The sequence below is a fragment of the Nostoc sp. XA010 genome (assembly GCF_020829625.1).
Classification (GTDB): Bacteria; Cyanobacteriota; Cyanobacteriia; order Cyanobacteriales; family Nostocaceae; genus Nostoc.
In genome coordinates, this window is record NZ_JAIVFX010000006.1 from 118,216 (window position 1) to 142,687 (window position 24,472).

The following is a 24,472-nucleotide window of genomic DNA, read 5'->3' on the forward strand; positions in this document are numbered from 1 at the left end:
AATCGATGGTGGAGGTATTGGGAATACATTCCCAGGTTCTACCTGGGAACGAATATTAAACTCTTAACTCCTAACTCCTAACTTTTATTTGCCAAATCCTTTACCGCGAGAGGCTGAAGGTAGACAAATGCAGTTTTCGAGTTGACTAATTAAAGCCTCACGATCCAAATTTTGACCAATTAGCACGATTTGGTTTTTCAGTTGGCCTTTCCATTCATCATCATCCAAAGTAAAGCGTTTACCGCAAAGGTGGAAAATATGACGTTTCGGACTTTCATCAAACCACATAATCCCCTTCGCTCGAAAGATATTTGAGGGTAGCTGGTTATCTAAGAAATACTGAAACTTCCTAATAGAAAAAGGCTTATCACTTTGGAAAGAGATGGAAGTAAAACCATCATTTTCTAAATGGTCAGAATGATGGTGATCGTGGTGCTCGTGGTCATGGTCGTGATGATCGTGACCGCATGTTGAGTGATCATGATCATCATGATGATCGTGATGTTCATGATCGTGATGGTCGTGTTCATCCACCACTGTGTCAAAATATTTATCAGACTCAAACAGACCAACACTGAGAATTAACGGAAGTGGCACTTGCGATCGCGTGGTGCGGAGAATTCTCGCTCCTTCTTTAACTTCGTTAATTTTTGTTTCTAACTCATTCAATGTGGCTTCATCAACTAAATCTGTCTTGTTCAGTACAATTACATCACCATAGGCAATCTGGCTGTATGCTGCCTGAGAGTTAAATAAATCTAGGCTGTAATTTGCCGCGTCTACTACGGTAATAATCGAATCTAAGCGAGTCAAATCTCGCAATTCTGTACCTAAAAATGTTAGAGCTACTGGTAGCGGATCTGCCAATCCAGTTGTTTCCACTACTAGATAATCTAGATTTTCTTGGCGTTCTAAAACTTTGTAAACTGCATCTACCAAATCATTATTAATAGTGCAGCAGATACAACCATTATTTAGCTCCACCATGTTCTCACCAGTGGAAACAATTAGCTCGTTATCGATGCCAATTTCGCCAAATTCATTCACGAGAACTGCGGTTTTCAAACCCTGTTGGTTGTTGAGGATATGATTGAGTAAAGTCGTCTTGCCACTACCGAGGAAACCTGTAATAATTGTTACTGGCATTCCTTGTTTGGGCGTATCCATTGCCGAAGATTCGGGTGTAACTGCTGATTGCATAGCGCTGTTATCTAAATAGTCAAAAAATAGTAATGTAGCGCAGATAGTCCAGAAAACACTAGCGCCGCTACGCGGAAGTCAAAAGTCAAAAGTCAAAAACCCTTGATTTCTGGGCTTTCGAGATTTTGTCCAATAGTATGTTGATTTCCGCCGTGACGTACTAGCATAGGGATGCTGGACTGTCATCCCAGCTGCTTACCCTATTATTACGTATCTTCTTATTTCAGCATTACTCTGTTATGACCCTAACCCTTTACAATACCCTCACCCGTCGTCAAGAACCGTTTGAAACAGTCGAAGCAGGCAAGGTTAAGATGTATTACTGCGGCGTGACGGTGTACGACTACTGCCATTTGGGTCATGCTAGAGCTTGCATCGTTTGGGACGTAGTGCGCCGATACCTCCAGTTTATCGGCTATGAAGTGCGATATATCCAAAATTTTACTGATATTGATGACAAGATTCTCAATCGAGCCTGTGTTGAACATTCATCAATGGAAGCTGTAGCCGATCGCTTTATCAAAGCATATTTTGAAGATATGGCGCGGTTGGGAATCAAAGAAGCTGATGAATATCCCCGTGCTACCCATACGATGAATGGCATTCAACGGTTAATTCATGAGTTGGAAAATAAAGGTTTTGCTTACCCTGCTGACGGCGATGTGTATTATGCAGTGCGGCAGTTTGCTGAGTATGGCAAGCTTTCGGGACGCAAGTTAGAAGATATGCAAGCCGGGAAAAGCGAGCGCGTCAATGTAGAAGATCCAGAATATCAGAAAAAGAAAGACCCCTTTGATTTTGCTTTATGGAAGGCAGCTAAACCAGGAGAACCAGCTTGGGAGTCACCGTGGGGCGCAGGTCGTCCGGGGTGGCACATTGAATGCTCGGCAATGGTACGCGATCGCCTGGGTGATACCATAGATATTCATGCTGGTGGTGCTGACTTAATTTTTCCCCATCACGAAAACGAAATTGCCCAATCTGAGGCTGTAACAGGAAAACCCCTGGCGCGTTATTGGTTACATAACGGCATGGTGAAGGTAGATGGTGAAAAAATGTCCAAATCTTTGGGCAACTTTATCACTATTAGAGAATTACTGGATCGAGGAGTTGATCCAATGGCAGTGCGGTTGTTTGTGCTAACCGCTCAATATCGCACACCCATAGATTTTACCGACGAAGCGATCGCCGCAGCAACCAACGGTTGGCACACCATTAAAGAAGGTTTACTCTTCGGCTACCAATACGGCAAAAAACTAGGTTGGGGAGTGGGGACTGGGGACTGGGGACTAGGGACTGGGAATATCCCAATACCCAGTACCCAATACCCAGTACCCAATCCCTATATTGAACGCTTTCAAGAAGTTGTAAATAACGACTTTAATTTTCCTGGTGGGTTAACAGTGCTGTTTGAATTAGCCAAAGAACTGCGCCGTGAGGGAAATATTATTGTGCATGAAGGGAAAACCGAAACTTCCCCTGATGAGTTAAAGCGTCAATGGCAAACTCTCGTCACATTGGCTGGAGTTTTAGGTTTAGAAGCCAAGATAGAAGCAGAACCTGACAAGAGTAATGGTTTAAGCGATGCGGAAATTGAAGCGAAAATTCAGCAAAGGCAAGAAGCACGTAAAGCCAAGAATTTTGCCGAAAGCGATCGCATTCGTGACGAACTCCAAGCAGAAGGTATTACGCTAATTGATAGCCGTGATGGCACGCGCTGGCACCGGAATTAAGGAGTAGGGAGTAGGGGGGACCCCATTCCCCATTCCCCATTCCCCATTCCCCATTCCCCATTCCCCATTCCCCATTCCCTTAAATTATGTGGTCTGAACTTAAGAAAGCGATCGCTAGTTTCGATATTCCTGCTGATTGGATTGGTATTAGAGTCGTAAAGGAGACTTCTACAACCCGTTCAGTCCGTGATAGCTTACCCCAGGTAAATGGCAAATCCTTCACTGTCGGAGCCATGCTGGAAGTTTTGGTAAATGGCTGTCTGGGTTATGCAGCAACTAACTCTATGGAACCGTCTTCCCTGAAAGCTGCTGCCGAAACAGCCTATAAACAGGCACTAGCAGCTAGTGAATGGTGGATACATCCCTTCCGTGAAAGTGAGCGCCCTAAAGTCGTTGGTGAATATAAATCTCCATATCTTGAGCCATTGGATGCTCTGAGTCCGGGAGAAATCAACGATTTACTGGTTCAAATTTGCCAAACGCTGAAAGTTGACGACAAGATTGTGCAAACTATAGCCAGTGCTAGCACCATTGAGAGAGAGTCTTGGTTTATTAGCAGCAACGGCTCAGAAGTCTATCAAAAAACTCTATCTATAGGCACTCATTATGGAGCCACCGCCCAAGATGGTACGGTTGTACAGCAGCGCAGTAACAACGGTTCTCACGCAAACTATTACCAAGGCGGACTAGAACTTTTAAAACAAGAAAACTTATGGCATCGGGTGCGGCAAATTGGCGAACAAGCAGTAGAACTATTAACAGCAGAGGAATGCCCAACGACTCGTACCCATTTAGTTTTAGCCCCAGACCAAATGATGCTGCAAATCCATGAAAGTGTCGGGCATCCCCTAGAAATTGACCGGATTTTGGGAGATGAGCGTAACTATGCTGGGGGCAGCTTCGTTAATAAAAGTGATTTTGGTAACCTAGTATATGGTTCGCCACTGATGAACATTACCTTTGATCCCACCGTGCCTGGTGAATTTTCTAGCTATGGCTTTGATGATACGGGTGCTGTAGCAACAAAGGAATATTTGGTTAAAGAAGGAGTACTCCAACGGGGTTTAGGCAGTCTAGAGAGTCAAGCCAGAGCAGGCGTAGCAGGAGTTGCCTGTGCCCGTGCTTCTTCATGGAATCGACCTGCGATCGATCGCATGGCAAACTTAAATTTAGAGCCTCTAAACGCTAGCTTTAAAGACATTATTGGCGGCATAGAACACGGCGTTTATATGGAATCTAACCGATCTTGGTCAATTGACGATCGCCGCTACAAATTCCAATTTGGTTGTGAATACGCTAAATTAATTGAAAACGGTAAACTCACCAAAACCCTCCGCAATCCCAACTATCGTGCCACAACACCAGAGTTTTGGCACAGCCTAATCCAAGTAGGAAATGCTGACAACTGGCAAATGTATGGTACTCCTTATTGTGGTAAAGGAGAACCAAATCAGGCTATTTGGGTAGGACATGGTTCACCTGTTTGTGTATTTGCTAATGTCGAAGTTTTTGGTGGAGGAACTTGAAAAGGACACGGGGACACAGAGACATTTTCATTCTCCGCGCCCCCACTCCCCACTCCCCCCTCCCCACTCCCTATTAATATTTAATATCTATGAAAATTGAGGAATTATCTGCGTTAGAAGTCAGCTTTAATCAACTGATTGAAACTCTGCTGATTAAAAAATCTGAAAGTGAACAATTCACTGTAAAACTCAGCAGTGAAAGAAGTCAATTTACTCGTTTAAATCACGCGAAAGTGCGACAAACTGGTTGTGTTGCTGATGGTTGGATCGAACTGACCTTGATGGCAGACCAGCGCAGCAGTATTCGGCAATTCCCATTTACTGGAAATTGGGATGTAGATTGGCAGTTAGCATATACTGCTTTGCAGGAACTACGTGACGAACTTATTCTACTACCCATCGATCCATATCTAGTTTTGCCATCAGGAAATAATACTAGCCGGGAAATACATTCCGGCAATTTATTGGCAGATGAGGCAGTAGTAACAACTGTGCTACAACTAGTTGCTGAATTAGATTTTACAGGGATATATGCAGGGGGATTGGTAGTCAAAGCTTATGGTGATTCCAACGGGCAAAAACACTGGTTTGCTACTGATTCTTTTACCTTAGATTATTCTCTATTTTCCACCTCTGGACAAGCAGTTAAGGGGACATTTGCAGGGAGTAACTGGGATATATCTGCATATATAGCCAAAATTAGCGAAGCCAAAAAGCAACTTGAATTGCTTGCTCGTCCAGCTAAAGAATTGCCACGGGGACAATACAAAACTTATTTTGCACCTGCTGCTGTTGCAGATTTATTACTAATGCTTTCTTGGGGAGCAGTCAGCGAAGCTGATATCCAACAAGGAAACAGTGCTTTAGCTGCTTTATCGCGTCAAGAAAAACAACTTTCCCCAAGATTTAGTTTGAAAGAAAACTTTCAGCGAGGATTAGTGCCGCGATTTAATGAATTAGGAGAAATAGCAGCACCGGAGTTACCCGTAATAGAAAAAGGACATTTGGTAAATACTTTAGTGAATTCTCGGACTGCTAAGGAATATCACAAAATTGCCAACGGTGCTAATGGTTCAGAGACTTTACGAGCGCCAGAAGTAAGTCCGGGAAATTTGATATTTGAACAGATTCTTCCGAGTTTAGATACGGGATTATATGTATCGAATTTGCATTACTTGAATTGGAGCGATCGCCAAACTGGTAGAATCACAGGTATGACCCGTTATGCTTGTTTTTGGGTAGAAAACGGAGAAATTCTTGCCCCCATTGAAAACTTACGTTTTGATGAAAGTCTTTATCGCTTTTGGGGAGAAAACTTAGTAGATTTGACCAATTTTCAGGAGTTTATACCCGAAGTAGGTACTTATGAAAGTCGTCAGCTAGGAGGTAGTTTAGTTCCCGGTATGCTGGTAAATGATTTCACCTATACCTTATAGTGATATCTTGCAAAGAGCCTCTGGGGGTGCAAAATTTTCCATCCCTATTATAAACACCAACCCTGTGTTTTTATAACTTGTTGAATTTCAGTTTCCAGTAATTGGAAAGCAGACAAAGCTCGTAGTGGTGAAAAGTCATCAATGAGTTCCGCTAATCGGTGTACACGTTCGTTAACCGAGAATTGCTTTAGCCGCCGACCTGTCAACTCACTAGCTTCGCACAGAAGTCCATAGAGAATATCTTTTGGATCAGGTAGTTGTTCAAGTTTACGGATATCTGGCAGTTGTAATGGCTGACGCCCACGAGGATTTCCTGCCGCCTTGCGTAACGCCGTTTCGTCAAATAAGAGCCAGGCCTCCTGCATACGTACCGGAATCACACAAATATAAGGTGGCACTAGTACTGATTTTTTAACTGCTTCTTCTAGCACTTCTAGGATTTCCGTTATACGTTTTTCGCGCGGTTCTCTTTCTGCATCTCGGTGGATAAACAAGAGATCACAAGGATAGAGTTCTAAACTGTTGATGATACGTGGTAATAACTTTTTCGGTGGTTTGGGTAAGCGTCGCAGATCCGCCCAATTAGACTGGATAGCACACTCAACCTGATGTACTCGTAATAACCAGGTCAGGATAGGCATTAGTGCTTTATCTGAACTGCCATCTGACAGCAAAGTGTAGCAAAGTTCTTTCATGCCTATTCAGTAGGAAAACCGGGAATTAGTGGTTGAAGATCAGTTCTATCTACAACTCGAAGTTTCTTGGGTTGTGTTGGTTTTGATTGCTGGAGATTTCCTATTTTTCCATTGCCATCAGGCTCTGATACACCAAGTACTACCGGATTCAAGTACGCAAGTAATTTGTTTTTGGGTACATCATTGACACCTTCTGGATCTTTCTGTCGCCAAGTTTCAGGTAGACAAGCAAAGGACACTCGCTTAAATCGCTTCCCTAAATTTACTGTTTCCTTTAATTCGGCAACTAATAAGCTGTCATCAGGTACTTGCATAACTACAGAAGGTGAGTGTGTGTTGATGATTACTTGACGCAGTGGATTATCTATGCCAATAGGTTCATCAACATCAGTAGCAATGTCTTGAAGTAGTTGGAGTATTTTGGGAATACGCTCTGGGTGAATACCATTTTCTGGTTCTTCTAAACACAAAAGACCTTGTGCTTGAGGGTCTAATTCTAGAACTGCTAATGCCAAAAAGCGCAGGGTTCCATCTGATAGTGCCCTTGCTGGATGTGATGTGCTGTCTTTGCCAGTAACTATTAGCGTTAGAATTTCACGTCGTTCATCTCGGTCAATTCCTACTTCACCCACATCATCAATCAGTTCTGCCAGCCGATTCGCAACTTGGCTGTAAACCTGTGCTTCCGCCTCATCATCTGACAGTCCATTTATTGGATGATTTTTATTGAACCGTGCCAAGTGATAGAGTGTTGCAGCTAAGTGAGAACCATCCATGTCTAATTTTGTGGGCGATGTAAATTCGTCTGGCTGCCGTAGTGCTGAAGGTTCTAGCTGAAGCAGCCGCCAGGATTGCATTTCCCGCCGCGCCAGCAAGATTGTTGGACTTTCTGCTGCGTTAGCCACAGAAAGCACGGTTCGGGGAAGATTCATGGCTAGGCGAGACAGGGGTTTTCCATTTCTCCCGTCTTGATGTAGCTTAATTACTGTCTTTCCTTTGTCGTCCTCGGTTGAAATAAATGGTGAAGTTCGTCGCCCTTTAACTGCTGATTTACGCCACTCAACACTGTGAGGAAACAATAAGTTTTTTTTGGCATCACCAAGATTAATGTGAACTAACTCCTCTTTAATGATTTCTAGGGAACCTAAAGACCGCAAGCCATCATCTGATCTATAAGCAAGGATGATAGAGTAGCGAAGAAAAGTAATACTAGCTTCCGCCTTTTGCCCTAGATCGTCTACACCCTCTTCTGGTACAATCATCTCAGCATCAAAGGACATTTCATCTGCATATTTGTCACCAACCCGGTGAAACAAACTACGTACATCAGCTGTTCGACCTCCTTCATCTCGCACAGATAAGGCAGCTTCAATTAATTGAATATCCGCAGTTGCACTCAAAAACCTAATAGCATCAAATAAATTAGATTTACCAACCCCGTTAGCCCCTGCTACACAGGTAAATGGCCCGAAGCGGACATCAACATCGACGAGGTTCTTAAAACCAGAAACTTTCAACCTAGTTAGCATAATATTCCTCTGTTGGCAGAAAAAATTGTAAATGTGCCAAGCAGATGTGGCTCACAAACAGAGTAGACCACCTTCTTCTAGTTTGACTGTACAACCTGAGAAATTTTGGGTCTGGTTGGATAAAACCTGGTTATATCCTGATACTTGCGACTAGCTCAATCAGCTATCGCGCCTCTAGCAAACCATGTTTTGTACAAACGCGATGTGTACATTGCGTCTCTATGAGAAAAATGCATCAAACCATCTTTCTACAACCCCGTCAGCCCAAACTGGTAAATGCTAAAAACTACAATTTATTTTTTCTTACCTGGAGGTGAATTGCGCTGAGTGAGGTTATCAATTTGCAATTGTTGCCGTCCGTTAGTGATAATTCGCAACATCTGCTTGAGATCCTGCTCAATATTTTCCAGGATGCCATCAGCATAAGCATCAGCACCATCTTCAATTTCTTGAGCCTGAGCGATCGCAGTTTGTCGCATTTGCTCTAACTCTTGCTGACAAGCATACCGCTTGCGGTCAATCTCGGCGAGGGTTTCTTGCATTATTCCCTCACACTCTTGTTGTACTTGTCGCCGCAGTTGTTCAGCTTCTTGTTCTGCCTGTTGAATAATATTGCTTTCAGCTAAAATTTGCGCTCTTTTTGCTTGCGCGGCCTCAACAACCTGCTGTCCATACTCTTCCGCTTCCAGCAGAATTTCGTCCTTTTGGTTGAGAATAGCTGCTGCTTCTTGAAAAAGCGATGGTAAAGCAAGCCTGATGTAATCAAGCTGATCTAGCAGCTTTTCTTCATCTATGAGAGTGCGTCCTGTCAAAGGAATCCTGAGACTAGAGAGAACCATTTCCTCTAGACGGTTGAGTTCCTGCTGAATATCTATGCTTCCCTCTCCACCGAGATACTCTTGAGGGGGGGGATTGCTTCCGTTGAGATTGGGTTCAACATTGGAGAGTTCTGATTGTAGCATTGGTATATATCTAGGGCAATGTGTGGGGGAACGAGATGATCGATAGAGCCACCAAACCTTGCAATCTCTTTTACCACACTACTACTTAAAAAACTATATTCATTTGAGGTTGCAAGAAAAACTGTTTCTATTTGAGTAGAAAGAGTTTTATTAGTGTGAGCCATTTGCAGTTCCACTTCAAAATCTGACACAGCCCGTAAACCCCGGATCAAAACTTGTGCTTGTCGCATTTGAGCATAGTTGACGGTAAGACCATCAAAGCTGTCTACATCTACATTAGGTAGATGTTGTGTAGAAAGACTGATCTGATTTAGCCGTTGCTCCACACTAAAAAGTGGCATTTTATTAGGGTTCCGCAGTACAGCGACAATTACCCGCTCAAACAGCCGACTACCGCGCCCGATGAGGTCAAGGTGTCCCAAGGTGATGGGGTCGAAGCTACCAGGATAAATAGCAATCACAATTTTAGATATATCAAAGTTGTTTAGGTGATTATATCGAAGCTCTTTTGTGTAACTTACTCAAATTTACCATCTTGCGCTCTGAGTAAGGATGCTTTACTCAATTGTTTTTCTGGTACAAGTTATGCTCAACTAGGCGTTAGGAACTATAGCGGTGCAATATAGCCTGAAACTCACCCCGCATTTAAGTCAAGCAAATATTCCCCTCTTCAAAGCATCGGAGAGGGGTTGGGGATGAGGTTGAACAAAACCGCTATAAACTCCTAAATATGGATGCTGGATTTCTATTTGTATCCCCACGAAATTGTGGAGTATTTAAGTACAGTTCCAGCATTCAACACCCAAAAAACTCCGTACTTAGCAAAGTGCGCGGGTAGTTAACGAACTATTCTAGGTAATTTTTCATGGCGCTGGATTTTTCCACCTTGCCCTTGGCGTTTCAATTTACTTCTCCAGGACCGATTCTGGTGAAATTAGGGCCACTCAGTATCCGTTGGTATGGCTTATTGATTGCCACAGCAGTGTTAATTGGCGTTATCCTTTCCCAGGAATTGGCAAAGCGTCGTAATGTTAATCCTGAGTTGTTAGGCGATTTATTCTTTTGGTTATTGATTGGGGCGATTCCTGGCGCACGGTTATATTACGTTTTTTTTGAGTGGTCAAAATATGCCCCAACTCCAGGGAAAATCTTTGCTATCTGGGAAGGAGGTATTGCCATTCATGGAGCAATTCTTGGTGGCGTTTTGGCTGCGTTAATCTTTGCCAAAATCAAGCAGGTTTCTTTTTGGCAACTGGCAGATTTAGTAGCGCCTTCGCTGATTTTAGGGCAAGCGATCGGACGTTGGGGCAATTTCTTTAATTCTGAAGCTTTTGGCGATCCTACAAATTTACCCTGGAAGCTCTATATTCCACCAGATCATCGTCCTCTAGAGTATGCGAGTTTCGATTACTTCCATCCCACCTTCCTCTATGAATCTCTGTGGGATTTAGCGGTGTTTGCATTGCTAATAACTTTGTTTTTCCGGTCTTTGTCCGGTAAGCCACGTTTGAAGGTAGGCACGCTGTTTCTAGTTTACTGGCCAGCCTACAGCTTAGGACGCTTGTGGATTGAAGGTTTTCGCACTGATAGCCTGATGCTAGGGCCGTTACGGATGGCACAAGTAGTCAGTAGTCTAGGAATTTTATTTGGATTAGTTGGATTAGCTTGGCTTTACTTACTCAAACGGCCTTTACCTGATGTAGTTCCTACTCCTAAGGGAGATGGGGAGATGAGGGAGTAGGGGGAGCAGGGAGCAGGGGAGGCAGGGGGAGAAAGAATAACTAATGCCCAATTCCCAATGCCCAAAAAATAAAAAATGCCCCAGAGTATTCTCTAGGGCTTAACCAGGGTGCATCTACCATTACTCTCTACTAGGGAAAGAGGGTGAATCCGGAAAGATACTGAGAAAATATCAAAAAAGTTTTTTGAGGGATTGCCGTGTCTTCTTCTAAAAGTGAAAATCTGAGTTATGAAAAAACACTATATGCCATAGAACCATCTGTGTACATTGTGGGAGCAGGCCCTGGAGATCCTGATTTATTGACGGTGAAGGCACAGAAACTACTGGCTGTTGCTGATGTGATTTTATTTGCTGATTCTTTAATACCCGAACAGATTTTAGAACTTTGCCGAAAAGATGCGGAGATAATTAGAACTGCGAATCAGACTTTAGAAGAGATTTTGGCGATTATGATCGATAGAGTGCGATCGCAACACAAATCTCTAGTCCGTCTCCATTCTGGCGATCCTAGTCTCTACAGCGCCATCCACGAGCAAATGCACCTCCTCGCTGAGGCAAATATCCCTTTTGAAGTCATACCTGGTATTAGCGCCTTTCAAGCCGCAGCTGCCAAACTCAAAGTAGAACTGACTGTCCCCGGTTTAGTCCAAACCATCATTTTGACGCGGATCAGTGGACGTACAGAAGTCCCCGCTACTGAAGAATTAGCTTCTCTCGCGGCACATCAGGCTAGCCTCTGCCTGTATTTGAGTGCGCGTCACGTCGAAAATGCCCAAGCTAAACTACTCGAACATTACCCAGCCGAAACCCCCATTGCAATTTGCTTTCGCATCGGATGGCCCGATGAAAAAATCAAGGTTGTCCCCCTGAATGAAATGGCAGACTGCACTCATAAAGAAAAACTAATTCGCACTACACTTTATATAATCAGTCCAGCCCTCTCAGCAAATAAAGGGCGATCGCGTTTATATCATCCCGAACATAGTCATCTATTTCGCTCATCTCATAACTAAATATTGGGCATTGGTGATTAATTCTTCCTTCATCTGCCTCATCTCTTTTGCGGTTCGATAAACTTAACAATGTGAATAAAAACTCAAATCCAATTCGGTATTATGCCATTAATTAAAGTGCAAACTTCTGCATCTGCTCCTCAAAAAGCTGAAATTGAATCAATGCTTTTAAACCTATCAGCTAAATTAGCGAAACATTTGGGAAAACCAGAATCTTATGTAATGACTGCTTTTGAGCCAGAAATTCCCATGACTTTTGCAGGGAATACAGACCCAGTTTGCTATATTGAAATTAAGAGCGTTGGCACAATGAAACCAGACCAAACCGCAGCAATGAGTCAGGAATTTTGCCAGCAGATTAACCAAACTCTAGGTGTGCCGAAAAATCGAATTTATATAGAGTTTGCAGACGCTAAGGGTGCAATGTGGGGCTGGAACGGCACAACTTTTGGGTAATTCCCCTCCTTCTTTGGTCAAGCCTAAGTTAATCTAGCAGGTGTAGGATAGAGATCCTACATCAACTCTTGATTTTTTATGTCTGCTACGCCTCTTGTATCTCAAGTTGAGTTACACAACCAAGTAAAATCAGAATTAATTCCTCCCCTTCTCGGCGCTTCTCTTGCGGATTTAACCACTTGGGTGCAGCAGCAGGGACAGCCTGCTTACAGAGGAAAGCAGCTGCATGAATGGATTTATGACAAGGGAGTGCGATCGCTAGCTGATATTTCTGTCTTCTCCAAGCAATGGCGGAAGGAAGTAGCAGAAATCCCCATTGGACGCTCAACTTTACATTACCGCTCTGTGGCTCCCGATGGCACAGTCAAATATCTTTTACGATTAGCAGACGATCAAATTATTGAAACTGTTGGCATCCCCACCTTCGCAGAAGCCGGAGATGGGCCAAAATCCCGTTTGACAGTTTGCGTTTCTACTCAGGTGGGTTGCCCAATGGCGTGTGATTTCTGCGCTACTGGTAAGGGAGGCTTCAAGCGCAACCTAGCACGGCATGAAATTGTCGATCAGGTGTTAACTGTGCAAGAAGATTTTCAGCAACGGGTTAGCAATGTGGTGTTTATGGGGCTAGGTGAACCGTTGTTGAATACTGAAAATGTCCTAGCGGCGCTAAAATCCCTGAATCAAGATGTCGGTATTGGGCAGCGATCGCTTACAGTTTCTACAGTTGGGATTCGCGATCGCATCCGTCAGTTCGCGCAAAATAATTTGCAAATCACCCTCGCTGTTAGTCTCCACGCCCCTAATCAAGCACTGCGGGAAAAACTTATCCCCAGCGCCCGCGCCTATCCTCTAGAAGATTTGCTGACTGAATGTCGAGAATATGTGGAAATTACTGGACGCCGCGTTACCTTTGAATATGTTCTCCTCGCTGGTGTCAACGATTTACCAGAACATGCATTGGAACTGTCAAAATGCTTGCGAGGATTCCAAAGTCATGTGAATTTGATTCCTTATAATCCCATTCAAGAAGTAGATTACAAACGCCCCAACCGCGATCGCATTCAAGCATTTGTCAACGTCCTTAAGCAACAAAATACTGCCGTTAGTGTGCGTTATTCCCGTGGTTTAGAAGCTGATGCTGCTTGTGGACAACTCAGAGCAAGTAAGAATTAAACCTCTTGTAGTCAATTTTATGAATAAATATAGAACCGCAGATAAACGCAGATGTATCCTGAGAATTATCTCTGTTTATCTATGGTATAAAACCGCCTGAAATTTCTTTTTAAACCTATTCGCCGGAGATACATGAATTACGGAAATCCGGCAACCCATCTAAAAAATGTGAATGTATAATTTAATTAAGATGAATATCTAAAAAAGGATATTTTTATGCAAAATCAAGATAATGCACTGAATATTTAGAGAACGTTATGGGCTAAAGAATACAAGTGTGTTAGCCTAACCCACTAGAGGCATCGCGCAAGCCCTAACGGTAAATCAAGCATTAGCTTTAGTTAGCTATTTCAAGCCCCTGCATTTATAGTCTTTTCCTAATGATACAAGGTACATAATAGCCCCCTCATCGCTTGCGGGGAGAGGGTTGGGGGTGAGGTTCTATAAGGCAATTATAAATAATGTTGACATTTTTTGGGTTTAGCGATCGCTCAACCCAACCTGTAACAATTGAGGAAATAACTGCATGTTGAATCGCTTATTAATGCTTAAAGCATGGCTACTATTGATTGTGCTTGCAAAAGCTTTATCAATTAATTCTCCTGCCTATGCACAAATAATTCAGACGAATCCTCAGCAACCTGAGTCTTTTCAAGAAAGAATGAGACAACAACAGGAGCAGCAAACTCAGCGAACACAAGAGCAATTTAATGAAACATTGCTTCGGCAACAGTTTCAGCAACCACAGCTACAACAACAACTGAGATTACAACAGCAACAATTTACACAACAACAGCAACAAGTGATACGCCAGCAACAACAGAGACTACAACAAGAACAATTTAGACAACAATCGCAAAACTTTACACGACAGCAACAATTAAGAATACAACAGCAACAACTCAGACAAGATCAACAAATTAGACAACAGCAACAATTCAGATTACAAGAACAGATACGACAGCAACAGCTCCGACAACAGAATAACAACTTGTGAAATGCTCGAAATTGTTGACAAGTAACTTTATTATTAAAAATTAGAGAAAATTTTCTCTAATTTTTTTTTAATTTTTAATGACTAGCGCTGTGCATAAATACCTGGGGCGTAAGCCTCAATCACTTTACCAGTGCGAGTGCAACTAATCATCAAATAGTCACAACTAGAGCATTGTGTTCGAGTTAATTGACTATCAGAAATGTAATAGCGTTCAGCTTGGCAGCCGCAATTTGGGCAGTAAATTTTTTGTACTATCTGCATTTTAAAACCCCTGGTTGTAACTATTTTTTATTTGAGAAAACTGCCAGTGAAACTAGCGAAATTTTTGATTTGACCCAACTTAACAAACTGTCTTAATATTGACTGATTATTTTAAACAAAATTTCAGATTTGAAACATTTAGGATATCTTTGTATATTATCCTAACATTTAGGTGATTTTACCCTCCCACTTTAGATACATAAATTGTTTTTTAATTAAATACTGCTTAGAGATTTACTGATCCCTATGACGAATGCCTTGAGAGAGACTTATTTACAGGCATTTCAGACAAATCCAAAAAAAGCCGTTCTTGTATTCAAAAATTAAATACCGAAAAATACTGTATATTTAGTCACAAAATATCTATCTTAAGATTTAGTTAATATTTGTTGACAAGATTAATAAGATTAAAACTAGTAAACTTCTAAAGCAACGGCTTTTTTCGTTCGCAGCAGAACTTCAAAATCCGCTCAAGATTCTCTTAGCGTGTGATATCAATTCAGTAATCAAGACTTAACCCTCCAACTCTTATAGGGTTGGGGAAGAGGTTCTGCCAGGATTACTAAGCATGAAACTGTTGATTAGGTTTTGACTGTGCAAGAAGATTTCTCGCAACGGGTTAGCAATGTAATGTTTATAAGCATGGTGAACTATTACGAAGTACTAACCCAAGTTGCAAGTTCTTAACCTCCAGGCAAGATATACAGCAGATTTCAAGTTGATGAGGTACACAAGCTAAATCTATTACCCAGGTATAAACGGTGTTTTACTCCTGAATTCTGTATTCTGAATTCTGCTGTAACTTGCAACTTGGGTTAAAGATGGCATAAGTGGCTTTTCCCTGCCTTTTAGCTCGGTACATAGCAATATCAGCATCTCGCAGCAGAGTTGCTGGCTCCTCATAATGACTAAAATTCCAAGTAATACCAATGCTAGCTGTAGTAGATAACTGATATCCATTCAGGTTAAGTGGCAATCGTAAGGAGTCTTGAATCCGTTTAGCAACATTGGTAGCGTCGGTAATATCTTTAATATCCTCTAGAAGAACTGTAAACTCATCACCACCAAATCGTGCTACAGTATCGCCACCCCGTAAGCACGACTCTAAACGTCTAGCGATCGCTACTAAAAAATCATCCCCTATTCCATGCCCAAAGCGATCATTAATCTCCTTGAAGCCATCTAAATCCAAAAATAAAACTGCAAAATAATAATCGTTTCTGCGTTTGCTACGTTCAATTGTTTGTCTGAGCCGATCTAAAAATAAAACCCGATTTGGTAATTGTGTAAGCCCATCATAAAAGGCATTGCGGATAAGTTGCGCCTCTGTCTCTTTGCATTTGGTGATGTCTTGAAAAACAAAAACTGCGCCAGTAATCTTGCCATTTTGATCGCGGATGGGTGCGACATTATCCCCAATTGCTATTTCTTTGCCATCTTTGGCAATCAATGTACAGTTTTCTGGTAAATTGAAAATTTCACCTGATTCGATTACGTATCTAGCTAAATTTTCAATTATTTCTCCTACATCTTTGTCAACTAAGCTAACTACTTCTGCTAAGTCTTTCCCAAATGCCTCACTTTGCTTCCAGCCAGTGATTTGTTCTGCCTTGGTATTCATTATTTCAATACAATTATTAGCATAAGTCACAATCACTGCACAGCCCATACTGTTGATAATTGCCGCCAGCCTCTGTTTTTCTTCGTATAATATCTTTTTGCTCTGATGTTTGTACAGAGCCATTTCAATCGCTAAATGTAAATCACTTTCCAGGAATGGTTTAACTATGTAACTAAAAGGTTCACTTAGCTGATTTTTTTGTAATTTTTTATATTCTGAACTCTCTGTTATATATATTACAGGAACATGGAAATGATTCTGGATAATATCCGCTACGCTTACACCGTCAATTTCCCTAGCTAGGCAGATATCAATTAACACTAAATTTGGATGAGTTTCTGCTACCTTTTTTATTGCCTCTTCACCAGATTTAGTTATTTCTGAAACTAAATAACCTAATTTTTGCAAACTAATTTTAATATTTGAGGCTAGGATTTTCTCATCCTCAACAACTAGGATTTTGCGGGCGAACATGTTACAGTAACCTGTTTGCTAAGGTTAAGATTTTTGCTATGAGTATCAACTCATGTAAAATCTCATTATCCTATCATAAACAATCTCTAGCTATTCTGTATTCTTGCTTGATATAAATACTGAGTCACGATCAAATAACATCATTTTATTAAGCTCCAATAATTTCTGTACTTGTCAAAGCTAATTCTGATAATTTCATGTAGCTAATATCAAGCTATTACCATTAAACATAAATTCCCATGTAATTATCGGCAATCAAAAAGCGATTTTCATAAATTATGTAATATTTTTTCAAAAAAATAAATACTGCGAATAGTATTTATGTATAAATTAATCAAGACAAAAAATCATCAAATAACAACATAGGACTTTTATGTAAGTAAAAATATTATAGTGTGTAATATTTAATATAATAGTATTCACTCACTATTATATTACTAGAAATTAATCATTGTCTGGAATTAAAAACTTTAATAGCGCTTTGTCTACAAATAGCTTTTGTCTCAGTCGGAGTCTAAATTTCGGTCTGAAACTGTCTTAAATTTTAAATGGTAAGCGCAATAGTATTATTTAAAACTATTGAGAGCAGTTTCCGCACAGAGAGGGTACAGAAAAAAATTAACGGCAAATAGACGCATATACTCGTAAGGACGCACATCTTTGCATTGGTGTCAATTTAAACATAGGTTAACTGTAGGCTGACTCACCCGCCTGGAACTTTAGTTCCAGGCTAATAGCTAAAGTTTACTGAAGTAGACTAAAGATTTTTGAGTGTATTTAGTCATCAAGAATAGATATTGAGAAAAGAACACCTTTTGTGTTTTAGAGATTGGACTTACTTTTAGTCACTTCAATGCTAATTTTGCCACCAAAGTCTGGAATAGGTGCGGCAGGTTTGCTGAGAGTGACTTGGACTTTTGTTACACGATCGCACTCTTGGAGAATAGAATCTGCAATCGTTGTTACCAACTTTTCTACTAAAGCAAACTTAGACGTTTTGACCAGATGTTGTATCAAGCTAATGACGCTGCGATAATCTAAAGTGTCTTCGATCGCGTCAGTCTTGGCCGCTGTGGAGATATCCAACCATAACCTCACATCCACCTCAAACCATTGTCCTAACACCTGTTCTTCTGCTAAATACCCAGTGTAGCCATAGCAGCGAATTCCCGTTAAATGAATGCAGTCCATAAATGTTTGAGAGCAAATTGTGCATTTTGTAGAAACTGGAGCAAGTTTGCTTGGAGATTTCCTTTCCTCCAAACTCGCGTGGGGGTATTGGGTTCATCACCGCATTTGTCAGGTTTAGCTTGCAACCCAACTTTCCCTAATGGATTTTAAATTGAATTTCCCTAGACAAAATCTAAAATTGAAGATTGTTTTATCAAAATTATGGCTGAAAATCCCGAAATTAGAAACTAAAAACCCAAAAAGTTTTTAGTTTCTAATGTCTTTTAAGTCGTGGATGAAAGCCGTGCGGGGGATTTATCCCCCAGTGACATTTTGTGTTATATTGTCTTTAACAGGAATGGTAATCAACCTGTATAAAAACCTAACTGCCTAACAGCAATCTGTACCTTGACAACTGAATCTATGCGGTTCTACTGCATTGTTCTAGTTTCCTCCTAGCAGTAGGTAAAAGATTCATAGGAGCTAGACGACTCAGAATTTTGAAACAAATCGTTTCAAGTTAAACAGGACTTGCACGGCAGTTGCTTCAAGTCGGCATAGCCGCCCAACGCACTGCCTCAGCAATGCAACTACCGAGGGGCACTCGGAAAGTTAACGCTTGGGGAGAGTCCCACCTCTTGGCTAGGTAACGCAAGGAACCTAGTTTAAGTGGTCTCATTGAACCAAGAATCCCCGTCGATTTATCGCGGGGAGTGTCAAAGCTATGTTTGATTTAATGCCGATCGCCTTTAAAAATGTTAATCAACTTTGGGCTTATATCTTAACAGAGACGCTAAAGCGGTTGGGATTGACTTGTGCTATTATTTGTCCTGGATCGCGCTCTACACCCTTAGTGATCGCCTTTGCTCAACAAGCACCTGAGATTGAAGCGATTTCCATTCTCGATGAACGTTCCGCCGCCTTTTTCGCTCTGGGACAAGCTAAAGCAACCGATCGCCCTGTGGTACTAGTTTGCACCTCTGGTACAGCAGGAGCAAATTTTTATTCAGCAGTCATTGAAGCCTCATATAGTCGCGTCCCACTGTTGCTATTAACCACCGATAGACCCCCAGAATTGCGAGATTGTCACTCTGGGCAAACTGTAGATCAATTGAGATTATATGGAAACTACCCAAATTGGCAAACAGAGTTAGCCTTACCCTCTGCTGATATGGGAATGCTAGCTTATCTGCGACAAACGGTAATTCATAGCTGGGAAAGGGCGCAAACTCCTACAAAGGGGCCAGTACATTTGAATATTCCCTTTCGCGATCCCTTAGCGCCTCTTCCTGATGGAACAGACTTGAGTTATTTACAGTCCCAGTTTCATCCAGAAGACTTTTTCGCAGGAATAGCAAACACCAGCCCATTCCCTACTCCCCACTCCCTACTCCCCATCCCCCAAGAATGGAAAGAATGCGATCGCGGCATTATTATCGCAGGTGTTGCCCAACCGTCGCAACCACAGGAATATTGTAGAGCGATCGCGCAACTTTCCCAAACTCTCAAATGGCCTGTGCTAGCTGAGGGACTCTCCCCAGTGAGAAATTATGCCGAACTCAACCCTTATTTGATTTCCACTTATGACCTGATTTTGCGAAATCAGCAACTAGCAAAGCAGCTAGCGCCCGAAATGGTGATTCAGGTGGGTGAAATGCCTACAAGTAAAGAACTGCGTACCTGGATAGATACAACGCAACCGCGACGTTGGGTAATTGATAAGAGTGACCAAAACCTCGACCCTTTGCACGGGAGAACGACGCATTTACGGATATCTGTAGAAGATATAAAAGCAGAGGAGATAAATCTATCTTTCTCCTCAGACTATTTGCAGCAATGGTGTGATGCGGAAACTAAGGCCAGGTTAGTTGTTGACCAGACAATGGGGAAAATAGATGAAATTATTGAGAGTAAAGCAGCTTGGTTAATTTCTCAGATTTTACCGCCAGGAACGCCTCTATTTATTGCCAATAGTATGCCTGTGCGGGATGTCGAATATTTCTGGAAACCGAATAATTTAGGAGTGCGATCGCACTTTAACCGGGGTGCAAATGGCATTGATGGCACATTATCCACAGCTTTAGGAATTGCCCATCGCCAGCAAAGTAGTGTTATGTTAACGGGAGATTTAGCGCTGTTGCATGACACCAATGGTTTTTTAATCCGCAATAAGTTTGTCGGACATTTGACGATTGTGTTAATTAACAACAATGGCGGTGGTATTTTTGAAATGTTACCCATTGCCAAATTTGACCCGCCATTTGAAGAGTTTTTCGGCACTCCCCAGGATATTGATTTTGCTCAATTATGTGCTACTTATAATGTAGAGCATGAATTGATTACTTCGTGGAAACATTTGCAGCAAAGATTAAACCCACTTCCAAATCATGGGATTAGGGTTTTAGAGGTGCAGACAAATCGCAAAAAAGACGCTCAATGGCGACAGGATAATTTAAGAAAAGTTGCCGCAGATATTACGATTTAAATATCTCTTTATCTGTTACAAAATTAAGGATAAAATATGGTTATTAAGTGATAAAATTGTGGAATAAAGTTAAAATTGCTTTACTCCCAGCGTTTCAAATGCTGATGTTTCTCACTATTATTAAATCGCAAAAAATTTCTCTACAATTAAAGGACAGTAATCCTCATTATTATTGGAATAAACTGTTTCTCCTAGTTTAGCTAGCAAATTCACCTCCGGCGCTGTATTGTTCTTAAAGCAAATACTGAACGGTTGCCTGCGAAGAGAATTTCTCACCTCCTGAGCTTTACTAGCAGGTAATGCTTGCAAGAGTTGTTGGAAAAGAACCTCGTCAAAATCAAATGATGCAGCTAGAAAGTCATCCCCATACTTAATATTAACAACAAACGTGTACAAATCATCTTCTACCTTAGTGATTAAAGGCATAAAAGTTGGTAAAAATTGATGTAGGCTTTCAGTTTTAAAACCTAGCTTATGCAAATAAAGTCCAAAGTCTGGTTTGTAATCAAATATATTTGGTTTGGTAAAGGCTAGTGGATTTAATAAACGTTGTATATATTGAAAATGAACATCTATTTCACTCATATTTACAGCTAGAATTGGTGTAGTTCGGTTTACATCAAAAATAACTAGTTGTCGCCCATTACATAGGGCATAGCGAAATGCTCTAATTTCAGGGTGAATAGCATAACTAAATGCTTGCTCCGTATTTTTTCCAGAAAGAATTTGCTCACTCGGAGCTTTAGCTTCTAAGATCCAACAGTTTTTTTCATCAGCAATTAATAAATAATCTGGAATAATGCTTACTTGGTATTTTTTTGATCCTATATATACAAAAGGATGTGTAAGCGTTTTACTCCGAATAATTTTTCCAGGGCCACTGGCTGAGTAACCTAAGGCTTTTAGTAAAGGAACAATGAGTTCCTCTCGAACAGAATCTTCTTTAAAACTTGGGTCATCAAGTAGCAAAAAATCAAAATCACTAAACATTCAATAATTACTAATTGTATTTACAGCAGTTTGCACTTGAATAGACCAAACTCTTACGTTATTCTTTGCGCCTTTGCGTGAGATTTCCCCTCTAGGTTGACCTTGTAATCACTCTTCCAAATCCGCCATAGAGGAAAAATCCAACAAATCCAAAGCTAACGTTTCCAAGTGTTCCAGCGATAATAACTGAATTTTGGCTAAAAGTTCCTCAGCAATTTCACCAAATAGTCGTTTTAACTAGTTGGAAGAGGAGCGATCGCACTTTTTCTTCCACCGCTTCTGATATACCTGCGCGTCTACAAATGCTTCTTCACTTCAAGAAACTTTATTTGTAAGCATGATTATTTTACAGAGTGCGTAGGCGTACACCGCAGGTATCGCCCTTCTTCTCTGCGCCTCTGAGTGAAACTTACCCCCTTACTTCACCTTGTAACCATCTTTCCAAATCACCAAAAGTAGAGAAATCCAACAAAGCATCACCTAAAGCTTCCAACTGTTCCAACGATAACCCTTGAATCTGAGACAGAAGCGTATCAGGAATATTACCCACACGCCGATTTAATAGTCGTAAAATGATTGTTCTTTCTCCTTCAACCTTTCCTTCAACCTTTCCCTCGATCTTTCCTTCCTCTCGTCCTTCTTCTTTCGCTTCCAGAATCGCCCGTGGTTCTTCCAAATTCAGTCCCAACATCGCTTGAATCTCCTCTCGACTTAAGGTAGAAAACTTGTAAACAATAATCGTCGTAATTAAATCAATTATCGCTTGCTCCGATTGTTGCTGTGCTTGTTCCAGCAAAAACCGCGCCCCTTCCACTGCTTCTATTTCAGAAGTAACATTTGTCAGCAACATCAAACCTAATCCCAAAGGTTGCTGTCGCAAATCCCCCAACTCATCTAGATAAACCCGTCTGACTTGACCACTTTCCAACAAAGCGCGGTGAATCGAAGAGGAAGAAGGTTCCAGGCTGCGAGAAGCAAAAATTATGACTCCAAACCAGTCATCGTAACGAATAGAGTTGCGGTAGAGAAACAAAAACAATTCGCTAAAGAAGCGGTGATACAGGTCTTCGTCCTTCTGAAACTGGACTTCAGCAAAAAAGACGGTTTTGGAAACTGCATTCGCGGGAGGTAAGAAGACTCCATCAATCCGAAACGCGGTTTCTTTCACCTCAACCGATTCAAACTGGTAGTTTTCCGCTTCTGGGGGTGGTTCATCTACTAATTCAAACAGCAAACCGGGAAATTGCTTAAATAATTTGTAGAAGATGGAGTCGCGCCGCATTTTTATTCCTCAACACGCAGACAATTACCAGATTGTAAAGGCTTGAGACACCAATTTTAGCGTAGGCGTAGCCCACCGCAGGTATCGCATGTCCCTACGTCCGCGATAAAATTCTCAAGCACAACAGCGCACTCCATACCAATGCAAATTAACTGGCAAACTGCCAAAACCTACGAAGATATTCTGTATCAAAAAACTGATGGCATTGCAAAAATCACCATCAACCGTCCCCATAAACGCAATGCTTTCCGCCCTGAAACAGTCTTTGAATTGTACGACGCTTTCTCTAATGCTCGTGAAGATACTACTATTGGTGTCGTGCTATTTACCGGCTATGGTCCACACACTGATGGAAAATATGCCTTCTGTTCAGGTGGCGATCAAAGTGTGCGGGGACATGCGGGTTATGTAGACGATACTGGCATCCCTCGCTTGAATGTGTTGGACTTACAACGCCTGATTCGTTCCATGCCGAAAGTGGTGATTGCTTTAGTAGCTGGATATGCGATCGGTGGTGGACATGTCCTACACTTAATTTGCGACCTTACCATTGCCGCCGATAACGCTATTTTTGGACAGACTGGCCCAAAAGTCGGCAGTTTCGACGGTGGTTTTGGAGCCAGCTATCTCGCCCGCGTTGTAGGACAAAAAAAAGCTAGAGAAATTTGGTTTCTCTGCCGTCAATATGATGCACAACAAGCCCTAGAAATGGGCTTAATTAATTGTGTCGTCCCAGTCGAACAACTAGAAGCAGAAGGTATTCAATGGGCACAGGAGATTTTAGAAAAAAGTCCGATCGCAATTCGGTGCCTCAAAGCTGCGTTCAATGCTGATTGTGATGGACAAGCTGGTTTACAAGAACTCGCTGGTAATGCTACCCTACTTTACTACATGACAGAAGAAGGATCTGAGGGCAAACAAGCCTTTCTCGAAAAGCGTCCACCAGATTTTCGCTCTTTTCCTTGGTTACCTTAAAATTGCAAAAATCGCACCCTCTACCAAGGTGCGATTTTTATAGATATCAACGTTTACAGCACTAAAAATCTTAAAAAAAAGTCTTATCTTAAGCAAACTACAAAATTAGTTCAGTAATAATGGATGACTAAATAACGACTGCTTTAGTCTTTAGCTGTTCAGATATACAGGCAGCTATTTCCTCTACAGGAGCAAGAACAGCATTGTCTAAATCTGAGACTAAAGAATGAGAAGATGTTAAAACTGGGGATACATCTGGCAAACTCCAAGCATCTTCCAAGGTTTCCCAAGAAGGTGCAAAAGGTGGAAGCGCCAAAGAGCAAGCCTTCCAACTTGCCTGAACTGGCGCTCCCAATTGCTGACACGTTCCGCCACGGCGACCCTCTGGCTGGTAATGACGGCAATATTTACAGGCAGATGCTAAAAATTTAATGGGTTTCATTTGGATTCATCTTTAGTGCCGTTTCCGGCTGTATTTCATCCTTATATTTTGCTTCTATATATAAAGACAGATAAAAGCCAAAAAGCCATTATTTTCTATAGGTTTCAGCGATCCCGACGAAAAAATAAACTTTAGGATATTTTTATATTCTTGTTATATTTTTCAATAATGCCTAGAGTGGTTACCTATGATTTTTCGCTAAAACTTATTAGGGATCAAGACTAAAACTAAAGCTTTCGATTTATCTAGCCTTTTAACTTCCTGCTTAAGGATAGCTAAAGGCATATTATTTCAGATAAACAGTCTGCTTT

The 24,472-nt window shown here is 41.5% G+C and carries 21 protein-coding genes and 1 pseudogene; 10 read left to right on the plus strand and 12 right to left on the minus strand.

Translation table 11 applies throughout. The annotated features are described in order from the left end of the window. Positions 1-84: 84 nt before the first annotated feature. Positions 85-1,200 (minus strand): GTP-binding protein, encoded by a 1,116-nt coding sequence (locus LC608_RS11480; RefSeq protein WP_229553666.1) that lies wholly within the window; start codon positions 1,198-1,200, stop codon positions 85-87. 239 nt (positions 1,201-1,439) lie between these two features. Between LC608_RS11480 and cysS the strand changes: the two genes are divergently transcribed. The 3 genes from cysS (at position 1,440) to LC608_RS11495 (ending at position 5,895) form a co-directional block, all read left to right on the plus strand. Next, a complete protein-coding gene (gene cysS / locus LC608_RS11485; RefSeq protein ID WP_229553667.1) occupies positions 1,440-2,933 on the plus strand; it encodes a cysteine--tRNA ligase in 1,494 nt (497 codons plus the stop codon). Between the two features lie 86 nt (positions 2,934-3,019). Then, positions 3,020-4,459: a TldD/PmbA family protein gene (locus LC608_RS11490; RefSeq protein WP_229553668.1), complete on the plus strand. Its 1,440-nt coding sequence runs from the start codon at positions 3,020-3,022 to the stop codon at positions 4,457-4,459. An 89-nt stretch (positions 4,460-4,548) separates the two neighbouring features. Beyond that, a complete protein-coding gene (locus LC608_RS11495) occupies positions 4,549-5,895 on the plus strand; it encodes a TldD/PmbA family protein (protein WP_229553669.1) in 1,347 nt (448 codons plus the stop codon). Between the two features lie 47 nt (positions 5,896-5,942). Here the strand turns inward: LC608_RS11495 and LC608_RS11500 are convergent, their stop codons facing one another. The 4 genes from LC608_RS11500 to coaD all read right to left on the minus strand — a co-directional run bounded on the left by LC608_RS11500 (position 5,943) and on the right by coaD (position 9,542). Continuing rightward, positions 5,943-6,590: a DUF4276 family protein gene (locus LC608_RS11500; protein WP_229553670.1), complete on the minus strand. Its 648-nt coding sequence runs from the start codon at positions 6,588-6,590 to the stop codon at positions 5,943-5,945. Positions 6,591-6,592: 2 nt separating this feature from the next. After that, positions 6,593-8,119, minus strand: coding sequence for an AAA family ATPase (locus LC608_RS11505; protein WP_229553671.1), 1,527 nt, complete (start codon positions 8,117-8,119; stop codon positions 6,593-6,595). A gap of 293 nt (positions 8,120-8,412) precedes the next feature. After that, complete coding sequence (locus tag LC608_RS11510; RefSeq protein WP_229553672.1) at positions 8,413-9,081, minus strand: DivIVA domain-containing protein; 669 nt, start codon at positions 9,079-9,081, stop codon at positions 8,413-8,415. Further along, positions 8,991-9,542, minus strand: a complete 552-nt coding sequence (gene coaD, locus LC608_RS11515; RefSeq protein ID WP_229553673.1) for a pantetheine-phosphate adenylyltransferase — start codon at positions 9,540-9,542, stop codon at positions 8,991-8,993. Before coaD ends, LC608_RS11510 begins: the two co-directional genes overlap by 91 nt. Before the next feature lie 404 nt (positions 9,543-9,946). Between coaD and lgt the strand changes: the two genes are divergently transcribed. From lgt to LC608_RS11540, 5 genes are all read left to right on the plus strand, one after another. Then, the gene (gene lgt / locus LC608_RS11520; RefSeq protein WP_229553674.1) at positions 9,947-10,822 is read left to right on the plus strand and encodes a prolipoprotein diacylglyceryl transferase; all 876 of its coding nucleotides are present in this window, start codon (positions 9,947-9,949) and stop codon (positions 10,820-10,822) included. Between the two features lie 197 nt (positions 10,823-11,019). Next, the gene (cobM, locus tag LC608_RS11525) at positions 11,020-11,835 is read left to right on the plus strand and encodes a precorrin-4 C(11)-methyltransferase (protein ID WP_229553675.1); all 816 of its coding nucleotides are present in this window, start codon (positions 11,020-11,022) and stop codon (positions 11,833-11,835) included. 102 nt (positions 11,836-11,937) lie between these two features. Then, positions 11,938-12,291 (plus strand): phenylpyruvate tautomerase MIF-related protein, encoded by a 354-nt coding sequence (locus tag LC608_RS11530; protein ID WP_229553676.1) that lies wholly within the window; start codon positions 11,938-11,940, stop codon positions 12,289-12,291. Between the two features lie 78 nt (positions 12,292-12,369). Next, positions 12,370-13,464, plus strand: coding sequence for a 23S rRNA (adenine(2503)-C(2))-methyltransferase RlmN (gene rlmN, locus LC608_RS11535; RefSeq protein ID WP_229553677.1), 1,095 nt, complete (start codon positions 12,370-12,372; stop codon positions 13,462-13,464). Positions 13,465-13,990: 526 nt separating this feature from the next. Beyond that, entirely contained in the window at positions 13,991-14,461 is a 471-nt protein-coding gene (locus tag LC608_RS11540; protein WP_229553678.1) for a hypothetical protein, read from the plus strand. 81 nt (positions 14,462-14,542) lie between these two features. Here the strand turns inward: LC608_RS11540 and LC608_RS11545 are convergent, their stop codons facing one another. The 3 genes from LC608_RS11545 to folB all read right to left on the minus strand — a co-directional run bounded on the left by LC608_RS11545 (position 14,543) and on the right by folB (position 18,008). Continuing rightward, positions 14,543-14,722, minus strand: coding sequence for a replication restart DNA helicase PriA (locus LC608_RS11545; protein WP_229553679.1), 180 nt, complete (start codon positions 14,720-14,722; stop codon positions 14,543-14,545). A gap of 766 nt (positions 14,723-15,488) precedes the next feature. Beyond that, positions 15,489-16,817 (minus strand): diguanylate cyclase domain-containing protein, encoded by a 1,329-nt coding sequence (locus tag LC608_RS11550; protein WP_229553680.1) that lies wholly within the window; start codon positions 16,815-16,817, stop codon positions 15,489-15,491. Positions 16,818-17,639: 822 nt separating this feature from the next. Next, the gene (gene folB / locus LC608_RS11555) at positions 17,640-18,008 is read right to left on the minus strand and encodes a dihydroneopterin aldolase (protein WP_229553681.1); all 369 of its coding nucleotides are present in this window, start codon (positions 18,006-18,008) and stop codon (positions 17,640-17,642) included. Positions 18,009-18,711: 703 nt separating this feature from the next. On the opposite strand from folB, the gene menD reads away from it, so the two are divergent. Continuing rightward, positions 18,712-20,472: a 2-succinyl-5-enolpyruvyl-6-hydroxy-3-cyclohexene-1-carboxylic-acid synthase gene (menD, locus tag LC608_RS11560; RefSeq protein WP_229553682.1), complete on the plus strand. Its 1,761-nt coding sequence runs from the start codon at positions 18,712-18,714 to the stop codon at positions 20,470-20,472. 120 nt (positions 20,473-20,592) lie between these two features. On the opposite strand, the gene LC608_RS11565 is transcribed toward menD, so the two are convergent. The 3 genes and pseudogenes from LC608_RS11565 to LC608_RS11575 form a co-directional block, all read right to left on the minus strand. Then, a complete protein-coding gene (locus tag LC608_RS11565) occupies positions 20,593-21,462 on the minus strand; it encodes a type I restriction enzyme HsdR N-terminal domain-containing protein (protein WP_229553683.1) in 870 nt (289 codons plus the stop codon). A 108-nt stretch (positions 21,463-21,570) separates the two neighbouring features. Further along, a pseudogene (locus tag LC608_RS36835) lies at positions 21,571-21,687 on the minus strand (DUF4351 domain-containing protein); the annotation flags it as partial. 184 nt (positions 21,688-21,871) lie between these two features. Then, positions 21,872-22,744 (minus strand): Rpn family recombination-promoting nuclease/putative transposase, encoded by an 873-nt coding sequence (locus LC608_RS11575; RefSeq protein ID WP_229553684.1) that lies wholly within the window; start codon positions 22,742-22,744, stop codon positions 21,872-21,874. 141 nt (positions 22,745-22,885) lie between these two features. Here LC608_RS11575 and menB point away from each other — a divergent pair, with 141 nt between their 5' ends. After that, positions 22,886-23,719: a 1,4-dihydroxy-2-naphthoyl-CoA synthase gene (gene menB, locus LC608_RS11580; protein ID WP_100899754.1), complete on the plus strand. Its 834-nt coding sequence runs from the start codon at positions 22,886-22,888 to the stop codon at positions 23,717-23,719. Positions 23,720-23,846: 127 nt separating this feature from the next. Here menB and LC608_RS11585 read toward each other — a convergent pair whose 3' ends face one another. Continuing rightward, positions 23,847-24,161, minus strand: coding sequence for a hypothetical protein (locus tag LC608_RS11585; protein WP_229553685.1), 315 nt, complete (start codon positions 24,159-24,161; stop codon positions 23,847-23,849). Between the last annotated feature and the right edge of the window lie 311 nt (positions 24,162-24,472).